The organism is Streptomyces sp. AB3(2024) (assembly GCF_041862025.1).
Classification (GTDB): Bacteria; Actinomycetota; Actinomycetes; order Streptomycetales; family Streptomycetaceae; genus Streptomyces.
In genome coordinates, this window is sequence record NZ_JBGWAB010000427.1 from 1 (window position 1) to 223 (window position 223).

The 223-nt window shown below is 74.0% G+C and carries 1 protein-coding gene; it reads right to left on the bottom strand.

Annotated elements, in window-relative coordinates; all coding sequences use genetic code 11:
• Positions 1 to 223, bottom strand: a 223-nt coding sequence (locus ACEPPI_RS41085) for a KR domain-containing protein (RefSeq protein WP_373920325.1), incomplete at both ends; no start/stop codon positions are given.

Here is a 223-nt window from a genome sequence, read left to right on the forward strand (position 1 = left end):
GGTTCCACGCCGCGTCCACCTTCGGACGCAGCACCGCCGACAACCGCTCCGCCGTCAGGGAACCCAGCACCCCGTCATCCAGAACACCGGCCGTGTGCACGACCGCCGACAGCGGACGCTCGGCCGGAATCCCCGCCAGCACGGCAGCCAGCGCCTCCCGGTCAGCCACGTCACAGGCCGCCCACGCCACCTCGGCGCCCAGCTCCGCCAGCTCCGCCGACAG